Below are 25,423 nucleotides of genomic sequence, written 5' to 3'. Positions count from 1 at the left end.
ATGAATCATAGCTCATGCATTGAAAGCGATTACATTATTACCTACTTCATGTTACCTATATTCATCATCCTCAGCCTCCTTTCTGTGACTTGGGTTGTAGACCATCCAATTTCATGTCTACAATTTCATTATAGAAACGGAATGGCTCCAGCTATAGAAGCAATTCTACGGAAAATGTATGCGTTTCCATGATGATTTGTTTTTCTCTCCCCATTAGACATCTATTCTTTGTCATTCAAAAAGAACATAGGGGGACCGTTATAATGGGCCACATCCCTTCGTTGCGGGATAATAACGACCATAATAGCGAACGCTATACCAGTTGGGAGATCATGGATTGAATATCCCCAAGCTATAATAATAATGAAGGAGTACGAAACATGAAACCTGTGAAAGAATTGATGACGACGGATTGCAAAACAGTAACACTACAGGACAATATTTATGAGATTGCAGTATTGATGGCCCAGCATGATATCGGATTCGTGCCGGTAGTGGAAGCGGAAGACCGCAGCAAGCTGATTGGCGTTGTTACAGATCGCGATTTGGTCATTCGTGGATATGCCGAGAAACAGCCCGGCTCCTGTTCCGTACAAAATGTCATGAGTGAATCCCTCATTACCATTTCGCCGGATCAAGATGCCGAAGAAGCAGCCGATATTATGGCCCAGCATCAAATTCGACGGCTTCCCGTCGTGGATTACGACAAGCTGGTCGGAGTAATTACGCTTGGTGATTTGTCTCTGGGCAGTACGACCGGACATGATGCCGGCGTCGCATTAAGCGAAATATCCGAAGACCATCAGGTTTTGCATTAAATTACGAATCAGCAAAACAAGAAGCTCTAGGCGTATTCACACCTGGAGCTTCTTGTTGATGAGTCTAAAAGTAACAGAACCGCTGCAAATAGCTCTCTAATGCTTAGATGATTTCTAACCATTGGAGTGCGGTTCTGTAAAATGCATTCTTTCATGTATCTGTCTGGTTACTCCAACACAGTCCGTTACAACCCACGCCGCATTGCTCTTCTTTTAATAATCGTACTCAGAATCGCCATAAACAGGAAACCGCCAAGAAATCCGCCCATATGCGCGTACAGATCTACATTCGGAACAATGAACGAATACACAATACCAATAATCAGAATGATGGAGATCGTTTTAGAGCTATCGGCATCCAATACGTCCTTCCTGAAGAGGGACAAAAATAAAAAAGCTCCGTAAATGCCATAGATGCCTCCTGATGCCCCGGCACCGATATAAAGATCCTGTTGCAATTGATAGCTGAAAATGTTGCCTGCAATACCTGATCCCAGGTAAAGCACCGCGAACTTCCACGCACCCAGCATCCGCTCCATTGGAGCTGCGAATACATATAGCGAGAAACTGTTCATCAGCAAATGCATAAATCCGATGTGCAGAAACATCGAGGAGACGTAACGCCACAATTCCGGCTCCATCGCCCATCCTCCGAACATGGCGCCAAAACGGTACAATGTCCTGGTATCTGTAGAGCCTCCTGACAATTCCAATATACCAAACATAACAATATTGATCGCAATTATAATGCTGATCACCGGATACAGCCTCATATACTCCTTTAAACTTTCTCTTCTTAGAAACATAACGTTAACCGTCCTCTTCTCGCTCACCTACGCGTGTAATGATGTCTTTCCCATGCAGCATGGTCAACATAAATCGCTTGTAATGTCCATTATAGTTCAAACGAATGGGATGGTTCAAATGAAAGAGACAATGATAACCATTCAAACGAAAAAGAAACCCGCTTTTTAGCAGGTTTCAAATTTTCGCGATAGCCTTGCTATACTATGTGCTAGGTCTCAGCCGTAGGAAGACAAGCATCAAGGGGGCTGCCCATAACATCTACTTCACGCGATGCACCTGGAGATATGCATTCATATTTCCAGAAATTTGAACCTCAATTTCTTCGATTTTCACCGTTCCATTAGTGTAATAAGCCGTGAAGATGAAAGTCAGTGTGCCATTCGGCAGCTTTTCGAACGAGGGGTCCCAAAGTTCTCCTCTCCAGCTTGCCAATGCGGTTCCCGTCGTTTTCAGTTCCGTTCTGAAAGCGTTCATCGTGACCTCTACACGTTCTGCCATAGTAGCTGTGACGGTTTCTGTTGTGCCCGCTTCCAGTATAAATTTCTCTCCCGCCCAAAAAACGGAATAGCCGCGCGGCGACTCAACGTTGCCCGATTGCTTCAAGTTATAGGCTTGACGATGCTCATTCCATAGCTCCGTATGCTTAACAGCACCAGTAACACTAAGCGGCAATACTTGAAGTGTTTTGGTCACAATGACAGGGGCTGCTTTTCCGTCGCTGACCGTTAGTTTCATCGTCCAAGTCCCAGTCTCAGTCATTCGGAAGACGGGCCCGCTCGATGGATAAGGATGATTAAAGGTATAGCGGAACGGATGCTTTACTCCAGCAGGATTTGTGAGCTCATACTGGACAGACAGCACATCCTTGTCTTCATCATCGACATTTGTCCTGAAGGTAACCGTATCCCCTTCATAGATGGGCTGGGGCGACCAGCTAAAGTCTGCGCTCGGTGGTCGATTCAGCACTATATAGAAATACTTTGGAGCGGAATACGGACTCCAGTCATAACCATCATACACTTGCACCTCTGCCCTGTACTTCATGTTCTCTACCAGCCCAGAACTTGCAGGCAGCACGTGATCGTTTCTGGATAATGCCACAGGCTGACTATCATACACAAGCACACCGTTCTCCCTCTTCACCAGGAGCCGGTATCTTTGCTGGGGATGATTGTCGGCGTCCATCATTCTCCATACGATACGAGGCGTCAGTGTATTAAACTCTGTTGCTGTAGCACTTGAAGCGCCACTTGGCGTAAGAATCTCTACAGTCGGCGGACGATTCACTACCTGAAGCGTCTGCGTCAGCTCCGCACTGGCACCATCGTTATCCGTTACGATTTGCCGAATGGTCCATATGCCAATAGAAGCGAATATCCTTTCAAAGTCGGCCATTGTCGTATAAGGTGAAGCCGTACCCCCTGGCGGCGCAATAAAATATTGATGGCTATCAATGTAACCATCCAGGTCAGTTGCTGTACTCTTAATGCGTACAAGTGAATCAATAAATGCTGGAGTCGGCATAATGGTGAAGCCCGGAATCGGCCTCTGATTGACAATATGAATCTCTCTAGCATCAATTTCACTCCTAGCACCAAGCTGATCCACTGCCCAGTTCTCCAGTCGGTACTTACCTTTTTTCTCAAAAGTTATCGTAATATGCTGCGTATTGAAGGTTTGGATTTGTCCGTCAGGCGCAATCAGCTTCCAATAGGATTGCAAACTGGCGACATCCTCCGTGTCCTGATCAGTACGCATTGATCTATACGAATAGGGTTCATCGATGTATCCTGTCCAGATCCCCTGCGTAATAAGAGATTCCGGCGAATGATTCAACACCTCGAATGAATGTGTCTCAAAGGTAGACGCACCATGCGGATCGGATGCCTGAAGCTGCAGCATCCATGTGCCGACTGCGAGTTTTCCTAATCTAAAATCGCGTATTCGGAAGGAAATATCTCTTGATTGGCCTGCCCCATATTCCTTTGATCCATAAAGCAGCGTCCATTGATAGCTGATCGGGTCTCCATCCTGGTCAGGAGCTGCGGTTCGGTTAATAACAGCATTAATTGAATCCCGATAAGTAGGCTCTAGCGGATCGAATGCTGCAATAGGCGGATAATTAACGATATCCAAATAATCGACATAAGGATTTGACCATAACGGTTCAGCAACTCTAGGATTATCACGCACTTTTAGTGAAATGATATATTTGCCCAGCCGAGAAACTCCCTTCTGGACTGCATATTGCTTAAGCAATGTCCCTGATGGCTTTATGACACCTTCATACAATTGAATACCATCTTTCCTTACATTCCACACGCGCTCACTAATCGGATCATTATCCGGATCATAGGACAGATCTGTAAAAAGGGCTTGTCCGTTTAGAGAAATTGTTTTCTTATCTATCGTAAAATAAGCGACAGGCGGGCGATTGTATGGGTTTGTTGATACGAATTTTATCGTTTCCGGTGACCATGCCCCGTCCAAATCCTTCACTTTCAGTGACAAAAGATAGTCTGTATTGGGGTCAAGAATATTTGGCGGGCGGCCATCGCTCCAGACTGAATCATCTACCTTCTTCCACTTCCAAATCTTTTGGGAAATCCCCTTTTCCGGATACGAGTAACGATCCAAATCATACGATTGGTCAATAATAGATAACATCCTTGTTGCATCTACTGTTGCTCTGTAATCAGCCACAGGCGCTCGATGCACGTATACGACCATTCTGGAAAGCGAATCTTTACTCCACATCTGATATTCGTTGAACAGCGGGTTTGTAGACGGATTATCTTGAACCTGGGCTACGATTTCATATTTGCCGACTTTCGTAAAGCTCTTCATCGGCTCCCGCGTATATTGACCTGTACCCTCAAGAACTCCCATGTTATTCTCATAAATGTCGGGATCATGTGTCGTCTTCCATCGCTCGGCTAGCTTGGGATCCGACTCGGCATCTTCATAATAAGTCTGAACCGAGATCTCCGATGAATACTCCCCTGTGCTTGGATCAGCATTCAGAACAATGTAGTTGGTCAGCTTTTTAACATTTGTGATCGCCGTATTTTTGATGTAGTTCATAGTTTTTGTAACGGCAGATACGAGATTAATATTGTCGTAAAAAGCACCCAAGTTATTGTTGGAGGCAACGATATTATTTAATGTGGTGCGGTTAGTCGTGCTGCCTATACCTAAGAAATGGGCATTGTATTCTTTCAGCGTAATAATCGTATCGTCATAGATCAATTCATCATCCAGCTCTGGCATTAAAGGGTTATGGACATAGGCGATGTAGTTATTCTTGTTATAATCCCAGTGGGCCAAGTAAAGCAGCTCCTGAAGGTTTTTCCCCTCCGCTTTAATAAGCTGCAAGTTGACACGTATGTTGGAAAGTCTAAGATCTATTAACCGTTGATTGAATCGATCTCGGATTTGTTGTTCCGTATACTGTGTGTCTCCAAAGATCACATGGAGGTTGACTTCCCTTCGTTCGGTAATAAAATCGCTCAGATCAGACATGGCCGTTCGCAAGTTCCCATTACTCAGGAAGGTTCCGTTATGACCGATGTTCTCTAGCAACCTATAGAATTGGTCTTGATTTGAAGTCGTACCCAATCCAATAAAAGACATATTGTGCTGTGCAAGCAATGCCGCAATTTCTCCCATGCCGTCAGCTCTGGCAATCGAGTTCATGGAAAGATCGTCTACCCGTACATAGATTTTCTCGGCGTCAGGTCGCAAGGGTGCAGCAGCGATAATATCCTGGATTGTGCGAGTGTTCGGATTGTACCAGTGAGGAGATCTTAAAAGACTCCAGACTCTATGGTTAACAATTTCCTTATCTTCACCTGTATCAATATTGTACATTCTGAGGGTATATACATCTTTAACAACATGGCTGTATATAACATTTGATCCTTGGACTCTGAGTATACCAACGTAACCGGCAAAATCACTAACGTATTTAAAGGGTATTTGACGGAGTGAGTTGGGATCATAAATATCTTCCATAATCCAATACGTACGAGTGAAATCAACAAACACTTCTTTTGGTTTCATGATTATTAAGCGGCCATCATCCATTGCCCAAAAATCATAGATATAAGGCAATTTTTCCAGAACCTTGGTCCTTGAATCATCTTCTTGGTTGTACACCCATATATCGTATGTGGATGATGAATTTACGGGTGTTTTTACAGAATAGAAAAATAAACCATTGGGAGTCAATTGCATTGCTTTATCAAGATTATTTGAAGCCAGGGTTATTGATTTTTGATCTGGCATCCGATAGTTTTTTATTACACTTAAGCTAAGACTATCATTTGACGACCAGTAGATACGCTGATAAAAATGATTATCTTTGCCCATAATTAAATGCTTAGAAGCTTCGGATGGGGACTGACTGATGATTCTCTCGTTGTCGGGAAAGCTAATCTTATAGTAACTAGCATTCGGGTCAATTTTATAGTTTTGCCAATTGATTCGATACGTTCCTGACCAAACCGGATGACCCCCAGCCAAGACATAGAGGTTTCCATCCGGTGCTACTACCCACTCCCCATAAGACTCATGCGTATTAGGTATGGCATTGTAGAGCTTGCTTTTAGTATCTATCACTCCTTTACCACCTGAGTGATTGCCATAAATGATTAAACCATTAGGTAACACATAGCCCCCTGATTCAACAACTCCTGCTACCACTAAAGATGTTTCTTCTGTGATCATATCGTATTTATATAAATCTGATGTTCTACTGCCAGGCTGCCCATTAGAGCCAGTATAATAGATCGCAGTGTCCCCTTCATTGGATTCATCGACTGTTATTTGATAGTCGATTCCTGACGCTTGCAGGGCTGGGACAAGAAACTCATTGACGCGACTTTGTATCTCGTTCTTTTTATACTTGGTATTACCTACGTCTACAATTACATCTACCTTCCGCTTCTCCTTCACTTCAAAATCCACGAACGGGGCCAAATTTTTAACCTCTGTGTCAACAGGATTTGCGTTGACTGGCGGCATACTAAGCGACAATATCAACATGAAAATGAGCGTAAAAGAAAAGGGCCTGCGTTTAATCAGGCCCGTGTGGGCAATTGGTTTTAACATATGTTATCTCCTTCAATCCCATGTGTGGCTCCGGCGACGGTCTGCAGCCGTGACAAAGGCAGGAATCGTTTCTTGTCCAAACTCTTCTATGGTTTCTTTATGGAAACGGTACTTGCCAACATGATCAGCATAGTACACCACTTCTTTTGCATCGCCTTCATAAATGAGTACTCGTTGTTCACTGAATATTCCGTCATTATTGGCGTCGAAAATGACATACCATCTGCCCCACGCGATAATATCTCCGTCCGGCGAGTAGGAATTATCTCGTAAAATGAATTTGGCTTTGTTCATATATTTGGGATCGCGGTATTCGATCATAGACTCAGCGGATAGGACCGTAACAGGCGGCAAGTCAGGCTGAATTGTTACGATGCGTGAAGTCGAATCGGTATATCCTGCTGTATTTTCAACGCTTAGGGTCACAACATATTCTCCTGGCTGCTTGAATAGTACATCAAATTTATTCTTTCCATCCAGACTGCCGCTGTACTTAATCGAGCTTTGCGGTATTTCTTCGTACCTTGGTTTGATGGCCCACCTCGTCTTACTATCAATAACCGGATAACGTGAAGAGGTGAAAGAGAACTCTGCGAAGGTTACTTTCCGATTTTCTTTCAGCGTTCCAGATTGGAAAACATTAGCCCTCACAAATGGTTCCGTAACGACTAAACTATGCTGAGCGCAATCTCTTTCACCGTCGTTATCCCATACACAAAGCTGTATTTTTTGCGGCCCTAACTTGGTAAAATAAATTTCGCCAGAAGGCATGTCCGTCATATCGCCAATTGCATTTGGTGTGTTCCATACATACTTTTCTATTGTCCCGTCCGGATCATAGGATCTCGATCCGTTTATTGTAACATCATCACCAAGCATAACTTCACTAGGAGCATCAATAATAGCGACCGGACCCATACCCTTAGCGGGAGGTGCTGGCGGTGCTTCTTTGTATACAGTCGTAGATGCATATATCCTTCCAGTATCCATATAATGGCCGTAGGTTGGATCGACATAATAGGAGCTTTTTTTGAAATGAGCTCTTACTCTCCCAACGAATACTTCGTCATGTGAATCTTTATTCGTCATGCGTGAGGTTGGGATGACAAAATCGAAAGTTCGACTTATCTTCATATTGCCGTTTGCTAGAATGTTTTTTTCTTCATACATTTTATCGCCAAGCTCATTGTTCAAATAAATTTCATAATGACTAATGGCTCCGGGATCTTTAATGTCAGTTATTTCGGCACTAATTGTAACCTTAACCTTTACTTCTTTTCCCTCAAACCGTTGGCTGACTGGATCGGGTTTCATTTCTCCTGCAATATAGGATGTTGCAACCTTAGCGTAATTAAAAGTAATCGTGCCTCCGTAATTGTAAACATCGTATTCGGCTTCTGCTTGAAGGTAATATTGTAAATTAAATGGATAGCCGTAACATTGGGCGTGGCCTGTGTAAAAAGCAGGATTTGATGCAGGGATTTGGTTTTGTGGACCAAAATCAAAATGTTCTGCTTTATATTGAAGAGCTAATCTTGGGTTTGTAGGATTATAATCTGATAAACCTAAAGCTGTATATGACTTGAACGATGATGAATGTGACTTGGGTGGAATAATGATTGAGTTTCTTTTTATGTTTTTGGGATCAACTATTTTCCCTAAATTGCTAATCCATACTGCTTGATGATTATTAAGATTTATATCCATGTACCCTACAATTTCAGTCATTTGCGAATAAGGTGGATAAATAGTTGGAAGTGAAGCTGAAGCCTCTCGAAAATAATCTTTTCTAGATTGCGACTTTGTGTCTACACTAAAGCTGTTTATTTGCCATTTTACCCCATCACTATAACGACAAAAAGCATTTCCTGGTAATTTGTTGAAGGTTAGTCCCTTCCCATTCATTACGTTTTGATATCCTTTTACTAACTCTGTAACAGATTTCTTTTCTCCTGCAATTACAACTTTTATGGTTCTTGTATTAGTATCTGGTTTAAAAGACGTAAGATTACCTTTTCCTTTAAACGAGTAACCAGTAGGTATTATCATTCCAGCCTCTGTAGGCCAATCAATAATAATTTCGATCTGTTGTTCATCATCAGAAGTATATTCTTTAACATGATATGTGTTTTGTAGGTTTGTGTTAGCTTTTGCAGTGGATATAGGTATCAAAAATGATATCAACAATATAATACTAATTAACTTTTTCATCATCACTTCCCGATAGCGATTGTTTCAGCTGACGAAACATTATTATAGTTCAAATTAACACCAAATGTATCAAATGGTTTTTCGCTCAAATAATCTATTTGAACATTTGTACTTGTGATTGATTCACCTGGTTTAAGAATCCATCCACTAAGTACATCAGAGCTACTCATATCAGGATAATTCACTGAGCTAGAATTTATAAACAGTCCTGCTGTATCTTTGGTTGCAGTAAACCACTCAACTTTAGGGTTTAGATCTAACCCATCATATCTAATCGTTTGTTTGGACTTATTCTCCAACGTTATTTTGCTCCAAACTATATACTTTGCACGATCAAAAAACTGAAACTTGTATTTCTTATGCAAGTCTTTTACAACTTTTGAGTCAGCTTTATACAAATAAACATCATGAACCGTTAACTTCAAACCACTAGCTTCCAGAACAATCGGGAAATTGGTAACAACCTTTAACTCTTTATAACTAGCAAGGTTATGCTTCCCCACCGAAGGATCATCCGTTGTAATCAAAACCGTCCTCGATTTTTCATCGAACTCAATTTTAGCTCCAAGAGACTCCGCGATAAATCGCAGTGGAATAAAGACGCGTCCGTTTTTCAACTCCGCGACTGTATCCATTTCTACTGTCTTTCCATTTACGCTCAAATCCTGCTGCCCCACTGTAATGAGTATGACCGTCTTGTTTTTCTCCATTCGAACGGTCCGGGCCTTGTCGTCCCACTCAATGTTGTCATCCAATACGCCGAGCGCATTCCCTACCAAACGTACCGATCCCATCGTACGGTAATCCTTGTTAATATAAGGCTGAGGCTCACCTGCCGGCGTCACAAATAAAGTTCCATTAATCTTAATAAGCGGTACTTTGCTCGCTGCACCTGCAGCAGGCACCATCAATGCGGTCATCAATAGAAAAAGAGCAACTACATACGTCATTTTCTTCATTTCTTACACTCCCATCGTTAAAATTATGATTGCATTTCAACTATGTAATCTACACCCAATGAATAAACACTGACCCTTTTATTTCGACATAATGTTCCATGTTTGTCAATCGTCAGCGAATAATCCAAAGTATTTTTCTCCTACCTAGCCATAGCCAACGATCAAATCGCACGCAAAAAAGCACCCAACACATAGAGAAATAAATCCCCATCCGTTCGGTGCTTCCGAAGTCGACTTAGCAGATATCCATTACCTAAAGCATAGCATTCTTGGTGAAATTTGTCGATACTTATTCGACAGATTATTTGAATGTAGTGGAGCTCTCTACAATTACGGAGTTAAATTGATTATAATTCATCATTCTTTCAAAAATATGATCTTCGTTAAGCGTAAAGCTATCCAAGCGCAATCCTTTACCTTCCTCCAGCAGCACGATCGCTTTCTGTGAACCTCCTCGATCCTCAATCCAAAACTTAAGCTTACCGCTTAAATGATTATTGTATAACAAATAGGTATCTTCTCCGCGATTTACGATTAATTGCCATTGATGGCTCTCATGCCACAGGTATTGGCCCGGCTTATTTTCAGCTTCGGCTGGTGCAGGATAGATGTACATCCGAATCATCTCCATTTGTCCATCACCGTCTAGGTCATACTGCATGCTATCCGCCAGGAAAGCGTCTTCATTTATAGTTACAGACTCAGGCCTAATCTTAACCGTATCATTCAAAGAGTTCGAGGCGGCACATCCTGCGCCTATAACCAGAATAAGCAGCAACATAGCAAACTGGGACAATCTTCGCACATAATCTCCCCTATTCATAGTAATAGACACTTCCGATAAGAACCTTTTACTAGAAACGCAATCTGTCTTTCTTCCTATTGTATCCTATCACGTCGCTCTTTAGAAGAAAATGAATGGAAATAACATCTATTAATCAACTACATTTTGGGCAATTCCCACCAAGCCTTTTAATAGACGTATTTTACTGACTACCACCAAAATAAGAATAAGCTTCTTGATTCATTTTAAATTTATTTAAACGCAGACTACTACCCCAAAACATACAAAAACCGCGAAGTCTGATGCACAGACTTCCGCGGTATAGGATAAACTTAACAATTCCATCAATCTAACGGCGGCTCCAAGCGTAATCGATCTCTCCAAAACGCAAGATGATATAACCCTTCCTTTTCAGCCTGCTTGGCTTCCTGGAGCAAAAAGATGGCTTTTTGAACTTGCTGTTCATTCATCGGGTCGCCTCCCATTGGGAACGGGAACAAGATAGCCAGCTCTTGCAGCGCTTTTGCAGTTATTTCGTAACTGGCCGAAGCCGCTTCTAGCAGCTCACGATCCTGAATAAAGTCCGGATCATCACACAATCTATGTAGAAACTGCTTCGCATATTGGCGAAGCTCTGCGTAAACTACTGTATTGTAAGCATTGAAAAAAGGAACGATACGCCCGCTTTGAAAAGCTTCCATCCATGCATCATATGCCGCGAGTCCGCTTGCAAGCTCACCATCACCGGTGTTGCGAGTACCCTCTGTATATCCATGCTCCAGCACAGCATCAATCATTTGCAGCAATGCCGCCTTCCTATCTATAGCTCTCTCTTCCTGGATAGCAATGATGCTGATCTCCGATGTTTTTCCTCTGCCGATTTGCTCATAGGCTACATCCCCTAGCTGAAGTTTATCTAGTGCTGCGAGCCTCTGCTCGTCGTCGTCATAGCCATAGACTAAGCCAAATTCGGCATGAAATAGGTCCCATACGATGACCGGAGCACCACGATCAATAGATTGATGAACCGTCCGAAGGACGTCCGTCACAGCAGTCGGCTGAGTAGGAAGATTCATGGATACTTTAAAATCGAAGCCTAAATTAGCCAGCAGTTTCTCAAATGATGGCTCTGCCGCAAGTGTAAATGGTCCCCCAATATGTACTGTTTCCTTCATAATATTTATGCTGAATGCCTGTCCGGTCAGCCCATTAACTTCCGCTAATGATAAGTGCTTCTTGTCCGTGTACTGCAACAAGCCCCATAGACAGTAGGTTACGGAAGGCCTCGCTCCAAGGAAATGGCTGTCGCCTATTCGCTGCATGTAGATGTTTGGCCGCTCAAGTATTTTTTTCGATGAACTGTTTTTATCCCTGCGCTGTACCAAATGGTCCTGAATAAAGACGCGAATGCGTTCATGCTGAAGCTTTTGCCGAGTCCTGGCCAGCGACTTATAGACGCTGCTCATCGTCATATCGAACAGAGTCGCTATTTCCTGCGGAGAGAGCTGCTGGAAGAAATAAGCTTCGAAGATCCCCCGCTCTCTGGGCTTCAGGCAGGAGAACAGGTTCAGGATCGTCTCAAACGTTTCCTGACGGACGATATGCTCCTCCGGATTAGAAGCTGCGCTCGATTCTTGAAATTTGGCGCTCATCATATAGGTCATGATGCTTTCGATATTTTCCCAATCCACCTGAATCTGATCGCCAGTCGATCGATTGGCCAAGCTTGTGAAGGGCTGCTCGTGACGGTATGGTCCCCCGCGCCTCAACTTCATCATAGCCTGATTCCGAACGATACGGTGAAGCCAAGGAAGAAAACGAGTAACATCCACTAACGTGCCAAGATGGATAAAAGCCTTTAGCAGCGCTTCTTGAACGATATCCTCCGCCAAAAACGGATCTTGAGCTAATCCATTCGCCCAGCCTTGTGCTTTGGCGCGATGACGGCGAACCAACTCACTGAATGCATCATGATCGCCACTCTGCGCACGCTCAATTAACTCGCTCTCCCGTTCTTCTTGGTGAAATGAATGTCCGATGATGATCTCCTTCATTACCGCAGCTCCTCATCACGATGATTTTGTCTATCTATCTGATTGATGCCATAGAAGGAGCCACTTGGACATTCCGCATCCTATTTACAATGACTATTTCTTATTTTCGCTTACTCTCCCCAAAATCCTCCCAATTCTCCACAGATCTACGACTTGCCGTCCGAGAACGGGCATTTTTTAATGTTGACTGTTTCTTGTCCCGTTGTCGCATAGCAGTCGTTTCCTTCCTGGCCAGTCTTGCCAGCTCGCGTTCCGTTTTTTTATAGTTGCCATATCTTCCAGTATCCAACTCACCACTCTGAAGCGCTGCTCGAACGGCGCAGCCAGCTTCTCCTTCATGCTTGCAATCCCGGTATCGACATTGTGCAACGAGCGCTTCGATATCGGAGAAGGCTTGTTCCCAACCCTCTTGGGAATCCCAGAGCTGCAGTTCCCGCATACCTGGCGTATCCATCAAAAGCGCACCTGTAGGAAGCAAAAACAACTCGCGATGTGTCGTTGTATGTCTGCCCCTAGCGTCACTCTCCCGTATGTCTGAAGTCAACTGTACATGATCCATCGCCAGCCAGTTCAACAGTGTTGACTTGCCGACGCCGGACGAACCTATTACTGCCACGGTTTTTCCCGGCTTCAAGTAAGCCATTAAAGCTTCTTTCCCTTGATTCTCCAATGCGCTAACCATATGCACGGGAACGCCTGGTGCGGCATCTTCTACTTCGGCCAGATAGCGACTATGATCATCGCAGAGATCAGCTTTAGTAAGCAAGACGACAGGCATCGCACCACTCTCCCAAGCTGAAATCAAGTAGCGCTCAAGCTTTCGAATGTTAAAATCTCCATTCATAGCCAATGTGATAAACAAATAATCCATATTAGCCCCAATAATCTGTTCATCCGGAACTGACCCGGCGAGCTTGCGCACCATAGCGGATTGTCTCGGCAGCACAGCCTGAATGACGGCTCTAGGCGGGGATTCGTCAAGCAAATCGGCCATTACCCAATCGCCTACAGCGGGAAAATCTCCTTTGCTTTCAGCCTGGAACTCGAAGCGCCCAGATACATTCGCCAACCGTTCTCCTCCCATCGTTATGATCTTATAGGCATGCGAATATTGGGCGACAACTCTCGCTGGCGACGCATCTCTCAGCTTATCAGAAGCAGCGTTTCTTTTATCGTTCCATTGTTCGTCCCAGCCAAAAGCTTTCAAAAAATCTGTAAGTTGTTCTGTCATTTCATTTCTCCTCGTTATACAAAATTAAATACCAAAAAACCGCAGAACATATCCTGCGGCATCAAAAAAACCGCAAGAAGCCAATACCCGGCTCTCCTGCGGTTACATGTAAACGTTGAAGCCATGCTCCATTCAACTTGTTATTCAAGTATGAAATGTGTTGTTACACTTATGAGCGAGCAGTTCCGTAGAGGCCGAAGCATTTTGAGTTTGTATGTGAATCATTGCAAAGCTTCTCATAACGTCCAACCTCCTCTCGTTCAGATGAGTTTTATTATAGGGTCTATAGACTGCAGTTGTCTAACAACATAATGGTTATATTTAATCTTTACCAACTGTCTTGAAATGATGTATGCATAGGATGGACTGTACACATTTTTATATGGTGCAAATAAATGTTTCGTTTTCCTTAACTCGGACATATTCTCATTCTGCTCGCAACTATCGTATCTTCAAGTACGTCTTGAAACACAAAAAAACCGCGATCAACGCGGTTTTCATTGTAATCATAAGATAAATAAAGTTCAATAGATGCGACAGGATTAGAACGTTGAAGCGGCTTTGGCTGTCTCAGCCAATCCGTTTGAAATAATTTCTGCACTTTTGTCCTGAAATTGGTTGTGACCTTCAATTACGACAACTTCGGGCTTAATACCGAACAATCCGAAAGCGCCTAGAAGCGGTCTAACAGCGGATTCTACTTCTGCCATTGGGCCTGAAGAATAAACGCCGCCTCGTGCGTTAAGCAGTGCTACTTTTTTGTCGCCAACTAGTCCAACCGGACCTTCTGCCGTATACTTGAATGTTTTGCCTGCTTGTGCAATATACGACATGTATGTCGACAATGGTGCAGGAGCTACATAGTTCCACAGCGGGAATGCGATCACAACTTTGTCCGCAGCCAGGAATTGCTCCAGATAGCGATTTGCAGTCTCAGCAGCCGCTTGCTCGCTAGGTGTCAATTCAAAACCTTGGTTTTGCTTGAACGCTCCTGTGATAGCCTCGTTGCCGTAGTAAGGAAGATTCTCCTGGAATAAATCCAGCTCGGAAATCGTATCCGAAGGATTCGCTTCCTTGTAAGCTTTCAGAAACGCGTCGTACATTTGTACACTTACTGCTTGCTCGCTAGGTCGATTGTTGACCTTAATAAAAAGAACGTTCGCCATGATTATCTGCTCCTTCGTCATTTGCTCTATTTTTATTGTGCCTACCCAAAGCACATTATAAGACAGAAAAAATCAAATTGCAACTGGTAAAAGCACACTAATTAAAAAATAGTATCTATTTTTTTATAATTAACGAAGTTTCCTGCAAAAACCTATTTAAACACGCTGCTAATGACAAAAAAAGAGCATCCGCCCTACTGGCAAACGCACTTATTTCTAATCTTATGGAGTTTGGTTGCCTATTAAAAAGAGCAATGATCGATACGTCTGGCTACATCCTCGATTGTAAACTGTCGTAGATAGCTGATCGTATGCTGCTCTGTTTCATACAAGATTTTTTCAAGCTCAATATCCAATTGCTCTCCCGCATTGCCGCATTCCATCCCCATTTCAGAGTCAGACGGCTCCGTATTGACGGCATAATAAATATCGCCTAGCGTAATCTCGGACGGGCACTTTAGAAGGGCATAACCACCCTCTCGTCCGCCTTTTGACTCCACTATTCCAACTGCGGCAAGCGACTGCAGCACTCTGCGCATAAAGGTGGCATGCGATTTCACTTGACACGCAATCTTGGCGCTGGAAAGCACTCCATCGCTTTTGGAGAGCCAAATAACCGCATGAACGGCAATTTTGAATCGGGGCGGTCCGATATGGATACCGCGGTTCGTAATACTCATTCCAATACGCTCCTTTGTCTCATTCAACGTCGTGTGGCGTACCGTGTACTCTTTAATCCCTATTATATAATGGAATGACAAATATATCATAGGAATAATTATAATCGCAAGCTTTAGCTCATTTAATAACTTCGCCCTGACTCAAATCAATTTCATATCTTTGCTGAGGTATTTTTAGATTTTCCGTTGTTGTAAGATAGTTTGCCTGTACAAAAACGCGTAACCATCAATTGATTAGCCTGTATATTAAACTTTGAATTGAAACACAGGAAGTATCAAAATAATGTTATGCAATTCTAAGTGGATATTGCGGAGCAAATAAAAAAGGGAAGCAGCTTTCGCTACATCCCCATAATATGATAACCGGCATCGACGTGCAGCACTTCGCCTGTAATGCCTCGGGAGAGGTTGCTGAGCAGGAACATGGTGGCGTCCCCTACTTCATCTTGATCGACATTGCGTCTAAGCGGCGCCTTCTCCTCGATGGTCGACATAATATCGTTAAAGCCGGATACACCCTTGGCCGACAAGGTGCGGATCGGACCTGCCGATACCGTATTGACTCGAATGCCGTATTTGCCCAGATCCTCAGCCAAATACCTTACGCTTGCTTCCAACGCCGCTTTGGCAACGCCCATTACGTTGTAGTTTTTGACGACCCGCTCAGCGCCGATATACGACTGGGTAACGATGCTTCCGCCTTCCGTCATAATTGGACTTGCTGCTCTTGCAATCGCAACGAGCGAGTAAGCACTGGAATGCTGGGCCAGCATGTAGCCCTCACGTGTCGTGTCCAGGTAGCCGCCCTTCAAATCCTCTTTGTCTGCAAAAGCGATCGAATGGACAAGCCCATGAATGACGCCAACCTTCTCTTTCATTTCCTGAAAAGCGCCTTCGATGCTTTCATCATCATTGGCATCACAGGATACGCACAGTAATGGCTTAATGCCGTCCTCTTGCAATAGCTCTTGCAGCTTCAGATAAGAACGCTCTTTCCTATACGTGAATATGAGGTTGGCGCCTTGCTGATGTAATGATTTTGCTACGCCCCAAGCCAGGCTGCGGTTATTGGCTACGCCCATAATGACGACAGTTTTATTATTCATTAGTCCTTGCATCTTGTACCTCCTCTGACCATTTCAATGACCAGAATAAATTTAGTACCTAGTACTAAATTTATCGTAAATCTTTTTTGCTGGAGTGTCAAATGGTTCAATGAGTCTCCGTCTTCTATTTAATATCGTCCAGAAAATATACAAACCGCAGTCGGCGTACCGCTGCGGCTTCACATTATAAATTTTTATACATACCCATACTTCACCGCAGGGCCAGACAAATTCATAATTTGTCTAACGGCTTGAACAGCCGCATGCTGCTGACGACTTCTTCCCGCCTTCTCACGCATAGCTTGCAACAGCTCCGGATTCTCCATCATGTGCTTAAGCTGCGCCGGCAGATTATCCTCCTGACACCATACGGCTACGCCCTTGCGTGTCAAATAATTCGCATTATCCCGCTCTTGCCCCAGTGTGGATTCAAACAGGATCATAGGGAGCTGTACCGCCTGTGCTTCGGATGTCGTCAAACCGCCTGGCTTCGTAATAAGAACATCCGCGCATGCCATCCAATCCTGGATGCCATCAATATAGCCCTTAAGCCACACATTGCTCCTGCCTTGAAAAGTTTCACTCAACCGATGCAGCAGCTTCACATTCCGCCCGCAGACGAATACGAACTGTACATTGGCGGGGAACTGATCGGATTTCAACCCTTCGACAAAGTTCCCTTTGATCATCCCGCAGCCTCCACCCATTACCAGCACGACAAATGATGCGGGATCGAGACCAAGCTTCTCTCGCAGCTGCTTTTTGCAGCTGGGCTGACTGTAAGCTGGACGCACCGGAATACCGGTTACGACGATTTTGTGCAGCGGTACCTCTTTTTTCAACAAGGCTTCACCCACCTCTTGCGAGCCGACCAGATATAAATCCGTGTAGGGGTGAATCCAATAGCTGTGATCCGAATGATCCGTAATAATCGTCACTGTGGTTAGCAACGTCATCCTTTTTTCCTTCATTAGAGAAAGAGCTGCCGATGCAGGTGGAAATGTACTGACCAGCACTGTTGGCTTCTCCCTATGAATAAGCTCCATAAGCCGATGCAGGCTGGATTGACGGAATTTTTTCAACAATGCCATTATCGGACTGTCTTCGCGTGTTTTTTGGTACAGAAATCCGTACAACGAAGGAAGATGCTTAACCCCCTGCAAGAAGCAATAGCGCTCAATGACATGCATCCGGGGATGAATCCACTCCATTAAATCAATGACTTTCACCGACATTCCGGGTTTGCAAATCTCCGACGCCTCCACGATGGCTTTTGCCGCTTGCATATGTCCGTCACCCAGCGAGCCTGACAGTACCAATAGTTTTTCTTGCATGATCTCTCGTCCTCCTATTGTGTGATGAGACGCTGCCAACGTGGACGCATCATGGAGCAGGGCGCCGTCTTCATTTCATTTCAATGTATGTGTACAGCCTTTGTTTTATCAATATAGCCATTATAACGGATGCAAGATGGCATCCAAACGGGCTGAGGTATTGTATTGCTCTACGACCTTAGTCGGGGTAAACCTTCGCCATAAGGTCTCTTTTATGAAAGAATATCTCCTTATTGCTGAATCTGTTGGTGCTGCTCCAGCCTAGGCTGATCCTGTTGAACTTGGTCGTCTTCCGTCTGTTCCAACTGCTCGGCCTTTCTTTTTTGACGCTTCCGAATGAACAGAATAACAAGGATAATCGGAACCACAGCGATGAACAGATAGAGCGACACATGCTTAACCATCCCCTCCGCTGACCTCCCGTATAGATAGAACAACACGCCGACGAGATAGAACTTAACAGCCCGGCCGATGGCCGCATAAGCCATCAGCCTCCAGAGAGGGAAGCTCAGGCATCCGGACAAGATCGTAAACACTTTGAAGGGAATCGGTGTAAAAGAACCTACTAGAATAGCAGCTTCCCCATTTTTCTGAATCATACGAGTGGCGGCATCAACCCATGATTTTTTGAGCATCCTGTTCATGACCGAATGTCCCAACCCCCTCCCGATCCAATAGCCAAAGGGGGTTCCAAGCAAACAGCCGACAAACCCGATTGTAGCGAGCCACAACGCATTCGAAGGATCGAGCAAGTTCAATGACACCTGTGTAAATAAAGCTGGAATCGGAAAAATGACCGCATCGGCAAAAGAATGGATAAACAAGCCCCAAGCGCCGTAATTCAATACGTAATCAATAATGTTATTAAACAAGTAGCCGTTCCCCTATTCTGCAGTCAGTTCATGACTTCATTTTCGATATTTTGTTTTTCTTTCCAACTAGACCTATTGTAATCCTATACGTATTATGGCAATCTAACAATTGGTGGAGGTCTAGTTCAAAGCACGACTTAAGACTAGTTGTAATCCCTGCCCAGGTCGGTTTTCAAACCCACAATATGTCAGGTATTCTAAAAACAATTGATACGCATACCCACATCATTCGAACAGTTCCGGCTTTCAACTGAATGCTATGGAACTCTTTAAGATACAAGTTAAAGGAGCTATGGCAGTTGAATCTACTCGAAATCGTTGAACGTTTATTTGCAGATTACGGTTACCTTGTTTTATTGATCGGTCTTCCTCTGGATGCCATCGCTCTCCCGATTCCTCCAGGAAATACGACGTTAACGTATACCGGCTACTTAGCGTACAAAGGCGTGCTGCACTGGCTGCCTGCAATTGCATCGGCTTATGCGGGAGCTATTATTGGCCTGACAATCACCTATTGGATTGGATATAAATTCGGTCAGCCTCTATTCGACCGGTATGGCAAACGGCTATTATTAAAGCCCATACATATGGAAAAAACCAAAAAAGCTTATGAAAAGCACGGCAACAAGCTATTGCTATTTTCACTTTTTATGCCGGGTATCCGACAGTTTATCGGATATGCGACTGGCATTATACGCGTACCCTTTCGAATCTTTGCTCTGTATGCTTATACGGGTGCAGCATTGTGGGTTTTCGTATTTACCAGCATCGGCTTTCTGTTCGGCGAACAGTGGAAGCATATATTGGTGTGGGTGGAGAAATCCTTACTTTATATCACGATCGCTTTATTCGCAGTTCTCTGTATCTTCCTAATCATAAAATGGCGCAAACACATCAAGCAAAAGGTGATAACAAGCAAAGTTATGGATCGCTAGCAGCCTCTCCTCAAAAAAACCAGCCCCACTTAGCAAATGCTGATTGAGGCTGGTCTTAACCTAGGACTTGGATGGTATGTGATTGAGCTCATTCACAATGAGTGGGTCAGGGTCGTCTTTCAACATATCCTTTCCAGCATTTAAATAAGAAGAGCCAGCTTCAGCAAGAATTCGCAACGCAACTAAATGATCCTCACAATACATCCTTACCTGTTCAACCTCATGGTCTAGTCCCATAACCGACAAAATACTATTCAGTTGCGTATCCTGTTCATTTCGATGTTCGTCACTCATTATCTCATCAAAGGTTAATTTCATCAGATCATCCCAACCCGGGTAATCCATTTCCTCTTGGGCATTCGTATGGAAATTAGCCTTAGCCTCATACTGCCTCCTGTCCACGTCGAACCATTTCCCAAAACGCCACAAGTTCTTGTTCAATCCGATTAGATGCAGGCATGAACAGACCACCTTACTATACGTTTTTCTCTCCTTCTATCGAACCATATATCTTCTTACTTTAAAAGATAATTTAACGTAAAAGCATTTAGTCGCAAGGAACAACGCTTTTTACAACACAAAGAGCCAGCCCCGCACAGCAATCGCTGAATGAGTCTGGCCCTTTACATGTACATATTTACAGTTACGAAGATGAGCTTGTCTAACCCGCTGGCTTTCGCTTCCACTTCATCCTCGGACTGACTACATTAATCACCATAACGAGAATGAGTACGATGCCCCAGATGAAGTCCTTGAAAAAGTTACCGACATGGAGTGCATTCAAGCCGCTGGAGAGAAACTGCAGCGTTAGCACAGCCATGACGACACCGGCGATTTTGCCGAATCCGCCATTTGGATTGACCCCGCCAAGAACAACGACAAGAATCGCTTGCAGGATGTACGATGTGCCATAGTCGGCCTTAGCCGAGTTGGTGAGCGCAATCATGACCAGTCCGGCAATAGAGGCTAGCAAGCCGCTAAGCGCATAGGTTTTCAGCAGTACCGTCGTATTGCGGATGCCTCCGTAACGCGACGCTGTCGGGTTGCTTCCAAGCAATTGCAGCTTCATGCCGAATGGACGACGATTGAGCAATAGATAAGCCGCTCCAATACAGAGTATGAAAATAATAAGCGGCATTGGAATGCCGACCACACTCCCATTTCCTATCGCAGAGAATTGCTCCGGAAGTCCCACGATCGCCTGCCCTTTCGTAATGACGATGGCGAGTCCCATGAACATCTGCATGCTGCCTAGTGTAACAAGAATAGGCGGAATGCCAATCTTGGCCACTGCGAATCCATTCAGCAATCCGCATAGAATCCCGACGATCATCGCGCATACAATTCCGACTGCAATATACAGAAGGCTTGTTCCGGCCGATGCGCCCTCCGGGATAAGTCGAACCATCACCATTGCAGCCAAAATCGATGTCAAATTCGCAATACCTACAATCGATAAATCAATGCCGCCCGAGATCATCGACAGCATCATCGCTAGCGATAGTATGCCAAGGACGGGGAATTGAAATGCCATGGAGCTAAAGCTGTCAAGCGATAGGAACGTGCGCGGGCTGAGAATCGCCATCGTCACGAACACCAAGACCATGATGACGAACAGCCGGGTCAGGTTTCCGTCCGAGGACAGCCAACGCTTTATAGAGAAAGAGAGATCGTCATAGGACGAATCCGTCCCCCTGCGCTTCGATGCGTGATTGGACATAAGTACCTCCTAGTAGACTGTTGTCAAGTTAGAATGGATGATCGTTTGGAAGATGATCGTTTGATTTGATAAGCTGCGACGCCAGTTCCGACCAGAATAAGCGCACCAATGACGAAGCGCTGCCAGTACGACGGAATGCCTACAAGGATAAGACTGTTTTGTATGGTCACGATAAGCAGCAGACCAAGCAATGCGCCGATGACGGTGCCATGCCCGCCTGTAATGCGAACCCCGCCCAGTACAACCGCTGCAATGATCAATAACTCCGTACCGAGCAGATCGACCGGATTGGAGCTTCTCATCATGGTAGTCTGTATCATGCCGGCGATACCCGCTAGGAAGCCGACAAACCCATAGACGAAGCATTGCAGAAATTTGGTGTTGAAGCCAATCCGTTCAGCAGAGACCGGATCTCCGCCAAGCGCGTAGATACCGCGGCCGATCATCGTGTACTTCATCATAATCGCTACGATAACAATGACGGCTGCTGTAATAAGGACAGACATCGGCAGACCGACCGTAATGCCCGCATCCGTCGTAAATTTAATGAACGGCGTTTTGCCGAATTGCTCAAGCGCCGGAGGCAAGTTGCTAATCTGACGACTACCGACAAAGGTCAGCAGGAAACCGCTGAACATCGATGACGTGCCCAGTGTCACGATTAACGTAGGGAGCTTGAAGTAAGCAATAAGAAGTCCGTTAATCAATCCTAATCCAAGCCCGATAATTCCTGCCAGCAGGAAAGCCACGAAGACAGGCAGATCAAGATCAAGCATCAAAATAATTTTGGTAGCCGAAAACATGCTGAATGTGGCAATAGCCGGGAATGACACATCGATGCCGCCCGAAATAATAACCATCATCGTACAAATGACAAAAATGCCAGGCACAATACTGCTGCGAATAAGGTCAAACATGTTCGCTGAACTGAAGAATGCTCCATTTTGGCTGCCGATCGCAACAAAGAGCACCAGAATGATGATTGCAACGTAAAATTCGCTAGTTTTTGTCCATTTCCTCATGCCGTGCTCCCCCTGTTTTCGGCTAGACCCGCTTCTTCGTCATGACCGTCATGCAATTGCGACCATACCTCCTGCGTGAAGGACTTCCCTTCGGACTCGCCGATAATCCTTCCCCGCTTCATTACGAGTACGCGGTTGCAATTTTGCCGAAGCTCAGGCAGATCATCCGAGATCATAAGAACGCCAAGCCCTTGTCTGGCAAGATCGCGAATGACCTGGTGTATATCTTCCTTCGAGCCGATATCGACTCCGACCGATGGCCCGTTCAGAATGAGTACCTTAGGGTTCGCTGCAAGCCATCTGGCGAGCACGACACGCTGCTGATTGCCACCTGATAGCGTCTTCACCGGAGAGAGCGGTGAATGTGCAACAATGCCTAGCTTTTCAATCCAGCTGCGGACCGTCGATTTCACTTTCTTCCCATCGATCATGCCCCATTTGTCCTTCTGTCCATCGATGACACTGACTACCATGTTGCGCTCGATCGATTGCTCCAGAAACAATCCTTCCGTCAGCCGATCCTCCGGCACATAGGCAATCCCATGTCCCTCTGCATCCTGGACCGACTGGATGTTCACGGCTTGGCCATCACGGTAGATTAGGCCTCCAGTTGCCGGTGTCAAACCGAACAACGATTCGGCAAGCTCTGTCCTGCCTGATCCGAGCAGACCTGTCAAACCTACAATTTCGCCGGGATGTATGCTGAGCGATATATGTTCAAAGCAGCCTTTTAGAGACAAGTTGTCTGTTCGGAGCAGCGGCGTGCCTGTTTTCTTCTCTACCTCATAATAGCTTTCGTCAATTTGACGGCCGGTCATATAATAAACCAGCTTCTCGCGATTCAATTGATCCGTGCGTTCAGAGATAACATTTTTTCCGTTGCGCATAATCGTAATCCGCTCCGAGAGCTCGAACACTTCTTCCAGCTTGTGGCTAACGAATAAAATCGAGATACCGTCTCGCTTCAGTCCTTCAATGACACGAAATAAAGCGCGTACTTCCTTCTGAGTAAGCGCGGTAGTCGGTTCATCCATAACGATAAGCTTAGCCCTATGCATAAGTGCCCGCGAAATCGCGATAAGCTGCTTGTCGGCAACCGACAAGTGCTCAACCTTCGCGTTCAGATCCAGATCGACGCCTACTTTGTCCAGAGCTTGCTTCGCCGTTTGGCGCATCTTGCTCCAATTGATCCATTTCTTCCTTTGAGCGAGCTCGCCATTCAGCGCAATATTCTCGGCTACCGTAAGATTAGGGAAGATCGAGAAATCTTGATAAATGACTTGAACGCCTGAATTAATCGCTTCAATCGGGTTCAGCTGACTGCGCAGTTCTCCATCGATTCTTATCTCGCCATGATCCGGCGCGTGAACGCCGGACATGACTTTGATCAGAGTGGATTTCCCGCAGCCATTCTCCCCAGCCAAACAATGGACTTCGCCATAATCGATTCGCAGCGATACATCCTTAAGCGCATGAACACCGGCGAATGATTTGTTAATATGGTTCAGTTCGATCAGGGCTTTAGGCATGTTCGGGTCACCCTCTCCTTAGAAATCGTAATCGGTTACATTTTCTTTTGTGACACCCACCCAAGCAGCGCCGTACAGGTATTTTCCGTCTTTTACAATCAGCTTGTTGTAGCCTGGAACGCCAAGGTCAAAGCCTTCTTTAATATCGCCCGCTTTGCCTTCAAGCACCTTGACCGCAATCGTATTCATCGCTTTGGCCGCTTCAGCCGGATCCCAGAAGCCGATCATCGACATCGCGCCGCTTTCCAAATACTTCTGCGATACAGACGGTACGCTTGTGCCCACGACATTCACTTTGCCGATCAGACCGGACTCTTCGATCGCCAGTGCCGCGCCAGCCGCATCGTTGCCGGATGCGCCTTGGAAGCCTTTCAGATTAGGGAATGCCTTGAACGTCTCGCGCAGCTTCTCGCTGGCAACCTTCTGATCGTCATTCGTCTCCAGCTTGCGAGCAACCGCTTTCATATTCGGGTATTTTTCCTGTTGACGATTATAAGCGCCCTCTTCCCACTGCATGTGGGATTTCGTCGTCAAGCTGCCTACTGTCGTCATATATTCGCCTTCCTCGCCCATCGCCTTAGCCAGGTTATCCATGAGGAATGCGCCGTATTCCAAATTGTCGAATGCTTCAATATTGAAGTCTGTATTCACCATGCCATCCGCTTCATGTGTAATGACAACAATGCCTTTGTCGCGGGCTTTTTTCAACACAGGCTCAAGCGCTTCTGCCGAGAAAGGAACGACTGTAATCGCATCCACCTTCTGAGCGATCAAATCTTCGATAATTTGCACTTGCAGAGCTGCGTCTGCCTTTTGGGGACCTTGCATGAACGTGTCATGTCCGGTTGTTTTGCCGAATTCTTTTACGCCCTCTTCCATTCGGTCGAACCAAGCTACGCCGGTCAATTTAACAACGGTGGCAATTTTGTACTTTTTGTTTCCGTCATCGCCGCCTTTGTTCGTCCCACCGCTTCCCTTGTTGTTTCCTGGAGTGCTTCCGCCGCAAGCGGTGAGGATCACCATGCAAAAGATAAGTAACATAGCAACTGCAGACATTGAACTTTTCTTGACCATTGATTGCTT

At 45.1% G+C, this 25,423-nt stretch carries 19 protein-coding genes; 2 read left to right on the top strand and 17 right to left on the bottom strand.

Annotated features, from left to right (window positions below; all coding sequences use genetic code 11):
- The first annotated feature begins 380 nt into the window (after nucleotides 1-380).
- Nucleotides 381-818 (top strand): CBS domain-containing protein, encoded by a 438-nt coding sequence (locus DX130_RS06530; protein ID WP_116043759.1) that lies wholly within the window; start codon nucleotides 381-383, stop codon nucleotides 816-818.
- Nucleotides 819-1,003: 185 nt separating this feature from the next.
- Here DX130_RS06530 and DX130_RS06525 read toward each other — a convergent pair whose 3' ends face one another.
- From DX130_RS06525 to DX130_RS06470, 12 genes are all read right to left on the bottom strand, one after another.
- Nucleotides 1,004-1,624 (bottom strand): rhomboid family intramembrane serine protease, encoded by a 621-nt coding sequence (locus tag DX130_RS06525; RefSeq protein ID WP_116043758.1) that lies wholly within the window; start codon nucleotides 1,622-1,624, stop codon nucleotides 1,004-1,006.
- 259 nt (nucleotides 1,625-1,883) lie between these two features.
- Nucleotides 1,884-5,495: a glycoside hydrolase family 78 protein gene (locus DX130_RS06520; RefSeq protein WP_133297899.1), complete on the bottom strand. Its 3,612-nt coding sequence runs from the start codon at nucleotides 5,493-5,495 to the stop codon at nucleotides 1,884-1,886.
- Between the two features lie 1,254 nt (nucleotides 5,496-6,749).
- A complete protein-coding gene (locus DX130_RS06515) occupies nucleotides 6,750-8,948 on the bottom strand; it encodes a hypothetical protein (RefSeq protein ID WP_116043755.1) in 2,199 nt (732 codons plus the stop codon).
- 2 nt (nucleotides 8,949-8,950) lie between these two features.
- Complete coding sequence (locus tag DX130_RS06510; RefSeq protein ID WP_116043753.1) at nucleotides 8,951-9,907, bottom strand: copper amine oxidase N-terminal domain-containing protein; 957 nt, start codon at nucleotides 9,905-9,907, stop codon at nucleotides 8,951-8,953.
- A gap of 301 nt (nucleotides 9,908-10,208) precedes the next feature.
- A complete protein-coding gene (locus DX130_RS06505) occupies nucleotides 10,209-10,730 on the bottom strand; it encodes a hypothetical protein (protein WP_133297898.1) in 522 nt (173 codons plus the stop codon).
- Between the two features lie 305 nt (nucleotides 10,731-11,035).
- Entirely contained in the window at nucleotides 11,036-12,745 is a 1,710-nt protein-coding gene (locus DX130_RS06500) for a sigma-70 family RNA polymerase sigma factor (protein ID WP_116043750.1), read from the bottom strand.
- A gap of 100 nt (nucleotides 12,746-12,845) precedes the next feature.
- Nucleotides 12,846-13,976: a ribosome small subunit-dependent GTPase A gene (gene rsgA, locus DX130_RS06495; protein WP_116043748.1), complete on the bottom strand. Its 1,131-nt coding sequence runs from the start codon at nucleotides 13,974-13,976 to the stop codon at nucleotides 12,846-12,848.
- Between the two features lie 542 nt (nucleotides 13,977-14,518).
- A complete protein-coding gene (locus DX130_RS06490; protein ID WP_116043747.1) occupies nucleotides 14,519-15,142 on the bottom strand; it encodes an FMN-dependent NADH-azoreductase in 624 nt (207 codons plus the stop codon).
- Between the two features lie 242 nt (nucleotides 15,143-15,384).
- Nucleotides 15,385-15,822, bottom strand: coding sequence for an RrF2 family transcriptional regulator (locus tag DX130_RS06485; protein ID WP_116043745.1), 438 nt, complete (start codon nucleotides 15,820-15,822; stop codon nucleotides 15,385-15,387).
- A 341-nt stretch (nucleotides 15,823-16,163) separates the two neighbouring features.
- Nucleotides 16,164-16,940, bottom strand: coding sequence for an enoyl-ACP reductase FabI (fabI, locus tag DX130_RS06480; RefSeq protein ID WP_116043744.1), 777 nt, complete (start codon nucleotides 16,938-16,940; stop codon nucleotides 16,164-16,166).
- A gap of 182 nt (nucleotides 16,941-17,122) precedes the next feature.
- A complete protein-coding gene (locus tag DX130_RS06475; protein WP_116043742.1) occupies nucleotides 17,123-18,262 on the bottom strand; it encodes an MGDG synthase family glycosyltransferase in 1,140 nt (379 codons plus the stop codon).
- 230 nt (nucleotides 18,263-18,492) lie between these two features.
- On the bottom strand, nucleotides 18,493-19,134 hold the full coding sequence (locus DX130_RS06470) for a YqaA family protein (protein WP_116043741.1): 642 nt from the start codon (nucleotides 19,132-19,134) through the stop codon (nucleotides 18,493-18,495).
- 299 nt (nucleotides 19,135-19,433) lie between these two features.
- Between DX130_RS06470 and DX130_RS06465 the strand changes: the two genes are divergently transcribed.
- The gene (locus DX130_RS06465; protein ID WP_116043739.1) at nucleotides 19,434-20,069 is read left to right on the top strand and encodes a DedA family protein; all 636 of its coding nucleotides are present in this window, start codon (nucleotides 19,434-19,436) and stop codon (nucleotides 20,067-20,069) included.
- A gap of 60 nt (nucleotides 20,070-20,129) precedes the next feature.
- Here the strand turns inward: DX130_RS06465 and DX130_RS06460 are convergent, their stop codons facing one another.
- From DX130_RS06460 to DX130_RS06440, 5 genes are all read right to left on the bottom strand, one after another.
- Nucleotides 20,130-20,387 carry a hypothetical protein gene (locus DX130_RS06460; RefSeq protein WP_165861182.1) on the bottom strand — a complete coding sequence of 86 codons (258 nt, stop codon included), beginning with the start codon at nucleotides 20,385-20,387 and terminating at the stop codon, nucleotides 20,130-20,132.
- Between the two features lie 343 nt (nucleotides 20,388-20,730).
- Entirely contained in the window at nucleotides 20,731-21,789 is a 1,059-nt protein-coding gene (locus DX130_RS06455) for an ABC transporter permease (protein WP_116043736.1), read from the bottom strand.
- A 23-nt stretch (nucleotides 21,790-21,812) separates the two neighbouring features.
- Entirely contained in the window at nucleotides 21,813-22,811 is a 999-nt protein-coding gene (locus DX130_RS06450; protein WP_116043734.1) for an ABC transporter permease, read from the bottom strand.
- Nucleotides 22,808-24,340 (bottom strand): sugar ABC transporter ATP-binding protein, encoded by a 1,533-nt coding sequence (locus tag DX130_RS06445; protein ID WP_116043733.1) that lies wholly within the window; start codon nucleotides 24,338-24,340, stop codon nucleotides 22,808-22,810. The genes DX130_RS06450 and DX130_RS06445 overlap by 4 nt, the downstream gene beginning before the upstream one ends.
- Nucleotides 24,341-24,358: 18 nt before the next feature.
- The gene (locus tag DX130_RS06440) at nucleotides 24,359-25,414 is read right to left on the bottom strand and encodes an autoinducer 2 ABC transporter substrate-binding protein (RefSeq protein WP_116043731.1); all 1,056 of its coding nucleotides are present in this window, start codon (nucleotides 25,412-25,414) and stop codon (nucleotides 24,359-24,361) included.
- Between the last annotated feature and the right edge of the window lie 9 nt (nucleotides 25,415-25,423).

Source organism: Paenibacillus paeoniae (genome assembly GCF_003388735.1).
GTDB lineage: Bacteria > Bacillota > Bacilli > Paenibacillales > Paenibacillaceae > Pristimantibacillus > Pristimantibacillus paeoniae.
Note: the sequence above shows the minus strand (reverse complement) of the source record. Positions and strands in the feature narration are given on the sequence as shown.

What these genes read in the sequence shown, in the direction of transcription:
- DX130_RS06475 (WP_116043742.1), bottom strand. Translation starts at nt 18,262, where the DNA reads ATGCAAGAAAAACTATTGGTACTGTCAGGCTCGCTGGGTGACGGACAT.
- DX130_RS06505 (WP_133297898.1), bottom strand. Translation starts at nt 10,730, where the DNA reads ATGAATAGGGGAGATTATGTGCGAAGATTGTCCCAGTTTGCTATGTTG.
- DX130_RS06525 (WP_116043758.1), bottom strand. Translation starts at nt 1,624, where the DNA reads ATGTTTCTAAGAAGAGAAAGTTTAAAGGAGTATATGAGGCTGTATCCG.
- DX130_RS06530 (WP_116043759.1), top strand. Translation starts at nt 381, where the DNA reads ATGAAACCTGTGAAAGAATTGATGACGACGGATTGCAAAACAGTAACA.
- DX130_RS06485 (WP_116043745.1), bottom strand. Translation starts at nt 15,822, where the DNA reads ATGAGTATTACGAACCGCGGTATCCATATCGGACCGCCCCGATTCAAA.
- DX130_RS06490 (WP_116043747.1), bottom strand. Translation starts at nt 15,142, where the DNA reads ATGGCGAACGTTCTTTTTATTAAGGTCAACAATCGACCTAGCGAGCAA.
- DX130_RS06440 (WP_116043731.1), bottom strand. Translation starts at nt 25,414, where the DNA reads ATGGTCAAGAAAAGTTCAATGTCTGCAGTTGCTATGTTACTTATCTTT.
- DX130_RS06445 (WP_116043733.1), bottom strand. Translation starts at nt 24,340, where the DNA reads ATGCCTAAAGCCCTGATCGAACTGAACCATATTAACAAATCATTCGCC.
- rsgA (WP_116043748.1), bottom strand. Translation starts at nt 13,976, where the DNA reads ATGACAGAACAACTTACAGATTTTTTGAAAGCTTTTGGCTGGGACGAA.
- DX130_RS06520 (WP_133297899.1), bottom strand. Translation starts at nt 5,495, where the DNA reads ATGTACAATATTGATACAGGTGAAGATAAGGAAATTGTTAACCATAGA.
- fabI (WP_116043744.1), bottom strand. Translation starts at nt 16,940, where the DNA reads ATGCAAGGACTAATGAATAATAAAACTGTCGTCATTATGGGCGTAGCC.
- DX130_RS06450 (WP_116043734.1), bottom strand. Translation starts at nt 22,811, where the DNA reads ATGAGGAAATGGACAAAAACTAGCGAATTTTACGTTGCAATCATCATT.
- DX130_RS06455 (WP_116043736.1), bottom strand. Translation starts at nt 21,789, where the DNA reads ATGTCCAATCACGCATCGAAGCGCAGGGGGACGGATTCGTCCTATGAC.
- DX130_RS06500 (WP_116043750.1), bottom strand. Translation starts at nt 12,745, where the DNA reads ATGAAGGAGATCATCATCGGACATTCATTTCACCAAGAAGAACGGGAG.
- DX130_RS06510 (WP_116043753.1), bottom strand. Translation starts at nt 9,907, where the DNA reads ATGAAGAAAATGACGTATGTAGTTGCTCTTTTTCTATTGATGACCGCA.
- DX130_RS06515 (WP_116043755.1), bottom strand. Translation starts at nt 8,948, where the DNA reads ATGAAAAAGTTAATTAGTATTATATTGTTGATATCATTTTTGATACCT.
- DX130_RS06460 (WP_165861182.1), bottom strand. Translation starts at nt 20,387, where the DNA reads ATGAAATTAACCTTTGATGAGATAATGAGTGACGAACATCGAAATGAA.